Below are 5,708 nucleotides of genomic sequence, written 5' to 3'. Positions count from 1 at the left end.
AGCCATGGAACGGAATTTCCAAATCCGAAATTGTTTACCCCGATAGCCACAGCGAAGTTGAGAATAAAGCACCGGGCCAGGACTATCTAACTTAATGGCGATCGCCAGGGGAACAAATAACAGAGCGGTGATTCCCAAACCCATAACTGCCCCTACCATATCCATCAACCGTTTTGCCTTGGACTGGACTGAGGGATGGACTTCCAGCGCTAATTTTTCTTCTGGGGCAATCACTTGGTTGGTGACCGCTGGCAGGGTTAAATACTCATCAATGCCAGCCTGCTGGAAAAGGGTCTGTACTTTTGGCCCCACGCTCCAACCCATAATTTCAATGCCCCGGGCCTGGGCCCAACGCCCTAACCGTCGTAGATAAATGATGGCACTGCTATCCAACCCCTGGGTTTTAGCAAAATCAAAAATTACTCGTTGCAGTTGGGCTTCTACGTTAATTTCTTGATGGAGCCAATTTCTTAACTGATCATGGAGAGCAACTACTTCTGCTTGACCAAACACAGCGGGCATTTCAATTAGTTGAACAGCGCTAGCCATAATGATTACCAGGGGATGAAGGAGGCATTGGTCTGGGAGGGGGCTCCGTTGACCTATTCCTACTATCCCAGGGGCAGATCTACGTTCCTGTTTACGCCCATGTCTAACTTTGGCGATCGTTGTCTAACTTCTTTGCTTCGATGGCAATTCCTCCCCAATACAGCGGTGGCGGTATCAGGGTGGCACAGTAAAAACTCTACAGAATGGGCGTTACAACTGTTTTATGTGCATCAGGTTAATTCGGAATTTGCCGTAACGCTAGCCCAAATACACTTTTTGCTAAGTATTTGGTGGATTACTGATTTTATTTGGGAAGGACACTTCAAGAACCACACACCCTTCCTCCGTTTTAAAGGGCCCATGAATTTCGCCGGGGGGTCTGCTTGCGTAATGGCCAGTTTCTAACCACATCTGAAAAGCACAATCATATAGGCGACCGCTCACGATAAAGATCTCTTCAGGATATCCATGACTTTTGCTTCCCAATGGTGTTGTGTCGGCCCAGGGAAAGAAGCGGGTTAAACGAGTATATTCCCCCGATTCGCAATCAATACTAAGGGTTAGTTCTTCGGCCATGCCTTCAAGACCTTCGATGGGATGCCACTCGTTTTGATTGTTTGAAGTTAATGGGTTCCAGTAAGTGATGGTTGATTTAGCCATTTTCGCAATCCTTATTACTTCTGCTAAAAATTATCACAACTTGCCATAGCGCCACCCATCGATGATATCAATCAACTCATTGGACCAGGCATTGGGGTTACGGTCTTGGTAAATGCTCCAGAGGGATTGGTAATACCAAAGAATACCGGATTTACCCCGATTGAACTTTTGCCAAATTTCATCCCCATGGCGACGTAAATCAATGGCGATGGTGCGGGCATTGTGGAGGGTATCTGCCAAAGAAATTTTCAGCACCGCGAGGGAAACCTGACGCATTTTTGCTAAGTGTTCCTGTTTGCGTTGTTCCCAGGGAGGTTTGGGCACGCTCGTACTGTCGGAACAAGCCTTGATTAGGGTCGCCACCGTTTGGCCAAATTTATTTTCGATCATAGCTAAAGTTTCCATGCCTCCTTGGTCTTCCACCGCATCATGGAGTAAGGCGGCGATCGCCTCATCTTCATTGCCCCCCATTTCCAACACCAGGGCCGTCACCCCCAACAAATAACTGACGTAGGGCACCCGGGAACCCTTACGGTATTGTTCAGCATGTAATTGGTTAGCCAATACCAGAGCATCACCAAAGCGGGCAGTGAGGGCAGTAGGATTTGATAGATTCATAGAAATTACTAATGTCAATCTTGCTAATCCGAGTAAAGATCCGCTGTGGCTAACTCAAGCAAAGGAAAAACGAAATCAGAGCTTCAACTGATTACCTGCTTAAACGCTTAAAGAATTATTTTAGGTCAATTTTATTTTAATTCGTCTTGAGGTGCTTGTAGAGGGTAGTGCGCTGTTGATGGGGACGGCCCATGGCTATGATGGCATTTTGCAGTTGGGCTGCGGTCAGGCAAGTGCCCCCTTTGGCCCCGGCCATGGTGGTGATGTGTTCTTCCATCAAAGTGCCCCCCAAATCGTTACAGCCCCATGCCAAGGCGGTGGTGGCCCCCGTTAGCCCTAGTTTGACCCAGCTTGGTTGGTGATTGACGATCCATTTTCCTAGATACAAACGGGCGATCGCCATAATTTGCAGGGCTTGATTTAAATCTGGCTGGTCTCTACCGACCCTTTTCCTCAGGCTAGGGGGCGCTTTTTCCCCCACAAAGGGCAGGAGGATAAATTCAGTAATACTGGCGGCATAACCTCGGGCCAAACTGGTTTGTTGTCTTTGTCGCAGGCGATTGAGGTGGGTAATAATCTCCTCTGGGGTTTCAATGTGGCCAGCCATGAGGGTACTGGTGGTGGGTAAACCGTGGCGATGGGCTAAGCCAATGATCTCCAACCAAGTTTGACTGTCGATTTTTTCGGGGCAAATAATACGCCGTACCCGGTCCACCAATACCTCTGCCGCCGTACCGGGTAAGGAATCCAGCCCAGCGGATTTGAGGGCCATCAGCACTTCTCCATAGGTCAAATCATCCTGGCGGGCAATAAATTGAATTTCCTGGGGAGAAAAACCGTGGAGATGGAGTTGGGGAAATTGTCCCTTGATGGTTTCCACCAAGTTGACGTAATAGGCCAAGCTGGAACCGTTAATTTTTGCCTGGGGATTTAACCCCCCCTGGAGGCAAATTTCCGTTGCTCCCTGGGCCACTGCGTCCTTAGTTTTGTTGAAAATTTCCGAGTCATTTAACCAGTAGGCCCCCGCTTGCCCGTCATCCCGACGAAAGGCGCAAAAATTACAATGTTGCTCGCAAATATTGGTGAAGTTAATGTTGCGATTGACCACATAGGTGACCGTTTCCCCCACTAATTTCTGCCGTAGGCGATCGCCATATTGTTTGATTAATTCCCAACTTTGGGGGTCGTTACATTGTAGGAGTTGCAAACCCTGTTGGGGAGTCAGGTCTTCCAGGGCCAGGGCTTGGGCGGCAAGTTCTTCAATCAGGGTAAGGTTAACGGTAGATAGAACCATTGGCCTGGGTCAGGGGAGGAAAATTGGGCAGTCCTCCACAGTGTAACCTCAGTTTTGCCCGATGCCTTTTTTCAAATTGGCGATCGCCCGGTTAGAGTCCATTGCGAGCTAACTGGCGAATAAGATCTAGCAACTTTCGTGAAGAATAATGCGATTTCCCGCTGGGTCATAGAGATAAATTTCCCGCCCATGGCTGGCATAGATAATAGTTTGTTCCTTGATGGGGGCATAGAACTGAGCAATCTTGGCGATCGCCGTTGCTAGATCTGCTATTTCCAAACAGAGGCTCAAGCCACTCCGTTCAGGGGCAGAAAATTCCCAGGCATGGTCTGGATGGGGAGAGAAAATAGCTAAAACCATGCCCGGTAACTGAAATTGGGCATAACGTCCCGGGGAGTAGGGAAGGGGCTCCTGCTCCAGGAGGGATTGGTAAAAGGCCACCACCTCAGCAAAGTGAACCGCGCCGATGGTAAGAAACGCTTTTTTGTAGAAAACCATGGCTCCGTCCCCCATCGGTAACTTTACGACTCTGGTTAATTTTGACCGGATTCCCGCCACAAAAATAAGTAAGAGAAAGCAGTCTGACCCTAGCCTAACGCCATCTCTCAGTTAAAATCCTTCCAGGTCAACTAATGTTAAGATTGGCCAGAAAAATATGGCTCCCATTAGTAACTTGGTTTTGTTTGAGCCTGGCCGGCGATCGCCTAGATAGCCGAGGCTGACTAGCTTTCTCCCCTGTAATTGCAGATGAATAAGACCTTTAATCTCCCCGTTGTCCGCTATTTTCGATCTGGTCTGCCACTGCAACGGTTACCCCTACAGTTTTGGGCGATTTTTCTGATTTTGATGTCGGGGGGCATCGGTCTAGTTTCCACCAATTGGTTGTTAGTTTTGCCGAAAAGCCCCCAATGTTCCAGGGTGTTTTGGCCGGTGGCTTCGGCCTCCATGCGGCTTTACTGTGCCCAGTTATCGGCGGAGGAAAAAACCGTTGATGGCCTGTTGCGGGCCATTAATCTTTTGGCCGCCTTGCCCAAGGATCACCCTTTGGCAGTGGAAGTTAACCGCAATATCGAAACCTGGGCCACGGATTTATTAGATCTAGCAGAGGATTATTTCCAAAAAGGATTGTTAGAAGAGGCGATCGCCGCTGCAGAAAAAATCCCAGACCATGTGCAGGCCTACGACTTAGTGGAGGAAAGAATTAACGTTTGGCGGGGGCTCTGGCAGGAAGGGGAAACTATCTATGCTGAAGTGGAAGCGGATTTGCGTAACTCCCGTTGGAACAGTGCTTTTCGCAATGCAGTGCGTTTGTTGAATCTGGACAATGTCTTTTGGGCTACCACTAAATATGACCAAGCCATCCGCAATATTCAAATTGCCCAGGAAGAGAGCAGTAAGTTAGACAACGCCTATCGCATTCTCCGCCGTGGGGGTGCTGATAATTGGCTCAAGGCGATCGAGGATGCGGCCAAAATTCCCAAGGATAGCTACGCCTACCAAGAGGCTCAGAAATTAATTGCCCAGGCGGTGGATAAACTGACCGGCTCCATTGAAACTATGATTGAGCGTCAAGATTGGCAAACTTTGAACAATACCCTGAGTCGTTTGCCGGAGTCCTACTTCCCCGCCCAGGATTTGAACGATTGGCAAATTCTCGCCACGGCGGGACTGGAAGCGCAAATGGGCACTGTGGAAGGTTTGGGCTTAGCCATCACCACCGCAGAAAAGTTAACAGACAGCAATAGCCCCTACTACAACCTTGCCCAAGAATTAGTTAAGGATTGGCGTCGAGAAGAAACTGCCCTGCAACAGTTGGCCCAAGCCCGCAACACTGCGGAAATTGGCACCATCAGCGCCCTCAACGAGGCGATCGCCCAGGCGAAATTGATTACCAAGGACAATCCCCGCCACCAGGAAGCTTCCAGGGACATTGCCAACTGGACAGAACGGATCCAAATAGATGAAGACCGTCCCATTCTGCGGCAAGCAAGACAATTGGCCGCTGCTGGTAATCTGGAACAGGCTATTCAGCAAGCAGAACGGATCGGCGCCGGCCGAGCTTTACACTCCGAGGCTCGCCAAAGTATTAATCAATGGCAGGCCACCATCCAGCGCCGCACTGACCAACCCATCCTCGACCAGGCGATCGCCTTGGCCAATGCCAAAAATTATGAAGCAGCCATTAGCACCGCCCGTCAGATAGAGAGGAACCGGGCCCTGTCCGGGGAAGCCCGCCTACAAATTAGCCGGTGGCAGGCAGAAATTAATGCCCAAAATAACCTAAAGAGAGCCCAGGAAATGGCCTCTTCCCGCACCGTGGATTCCCTCGGCCAGGCGGTACAACTAATTCGCCAAGTGCCCCGCAGCACCGATGCCGGTGGTCAACGCCTACAGTTGGTCAACAATTGGAGTTACCAAATTTTGTCCCTAGCCCAGGAACAGGCCCGGGCCGGTAACTACCAGCAGGCCATCCGGGCCCTCCAGCAAATTCCTGCCGAAAGCGCCGCCTATGGTAGTGCCCAAAATTTTCTGCAGGAATGGCGTAGCTTCAGTCAACCGTCCCCGCTCCCCATTACCCCCGTTGCTC

General features: G+C 50.0%; 6 protein-coding genes. 1 reads left to right on the top strand and 5 read right to left on the bottom strand.

The features are described 5' to 3' along the window. From IQ219_RS20445 to IQ219_RS16145, 5 genes are all read right to left on the bottom strand, one after another. Positions 1-549: sugar transferase (locus IQ219_RS20445; protein WP_194073285.1), on the bottom strand; the 549-nt coding region annotated here is incomplete at its 3' end. Positions 550-828: 279 nt separating this feature from the next. Then, positions 829-1,209 (bottom strand): cupin domain-containing protein, encoded by a 381-nt coding sequence (locus IQ219_RS16160; RefSeq protein WP_194073284.1) that lies wholly within the window; start codon positions 1,207-1,209, stop codon positions 829-831. A gap of 33 nt (positions 1,210-1,242) precedes the next feature. Beyond that, a complete protein-coding gene (locus IQ219_RS16155) occupies positions 1,243-1,827 on the bottom strand; it encodes an HD domain-containing protein (RefSeq protein WP_194073283.1) in 585 nt (194 codons plus the stop codon). 136 nt (positions 1,828-1,963) lie between these two features. Beyond that, the gene (gene cofH / locus IQ219_RS16150) at positions 1,964-3,121 is read right to left on the bottom strand and encodes a 7,8-didemethyl-8-hydroxy-5-deazariboflavin synthase subunit CofH (RefSeq protein WP_194073282.1); all 1,158 of its coding nucleotides are present in this window, start codon (positions 3,119-3,121) and stop codon (positions 1,964-1,966) included. 126 nt (positions 3,122-3,247) lie between these two features. Beyond that, positions 3,248-3,619, bottom strand: a complete 372-nt coding sequence (locus IQ219_RS16145; RefSeq protein WP_190598196.1) for a VOC family protein — start codon at positions 3,617-3,619, stop codon at positions 3,248-3,250. A 249-nt stretch (positions 3,620-3,868) separates the two neighbouring features. Here IQ219_RS16145 and IQ219_RS16140 point away from each other — a divergent pair. Continuing rightward, the coding region (locus IQ219_RS16140; RefSeq protein ID WP_194073281.1) for a chromosome segregation ATPase at positions 3,869-5,708 on the top strand (1,840 nt) is incomplete at its 3' end.

Origin of the sequence: Synechocystis sp. LEGE 06083, assembly GCF_015207725.1 — a bacterium.
GTDB classification, from domain to species: Bacteria; Cyanobacteriota; Cyanobacteriia; order Cyanobacteriales; family Microcystaceae; genus Synechocystis; species Synechocystis salina.
Note: the sequence above shows the minus strand (reverse complement) of the source record. Positions and strands in the feature narration are given on the sequence as shown.

Excerpts from the sequence above, each read along its gene's own strand:
- cofH (WP_194073282.1), bottom strand. The coding sequence starts at position 3,121 with ATGGTTCTATCTACCGTTAACCTTACCCTGATTGAAGAACTTGCCGCC.
- IQ219_RS16155 (WP_194073283.1), bottom strand. The coding sequence starts at position 1,827 with ATGAATCTATCAAATCCTACTGCCCTCACTGCCCGCTTTGGTGATGCT.
- IQ219_RS16160 (WP_194073284.1), bottom strand. The coding sequence starts at position 1,209 with ATGGCTAAATCAACCATCACTTACTGGAACCCATTAACTTCAAACAAT.
- IQ219_RS16145 (WP_190598196.1), bottom strand. The coding sequence starts at position 3,619 with ATGGTTTTCTACAAAAAAGCGTTTCTTACCATCGGCGCGGTTCACTTT.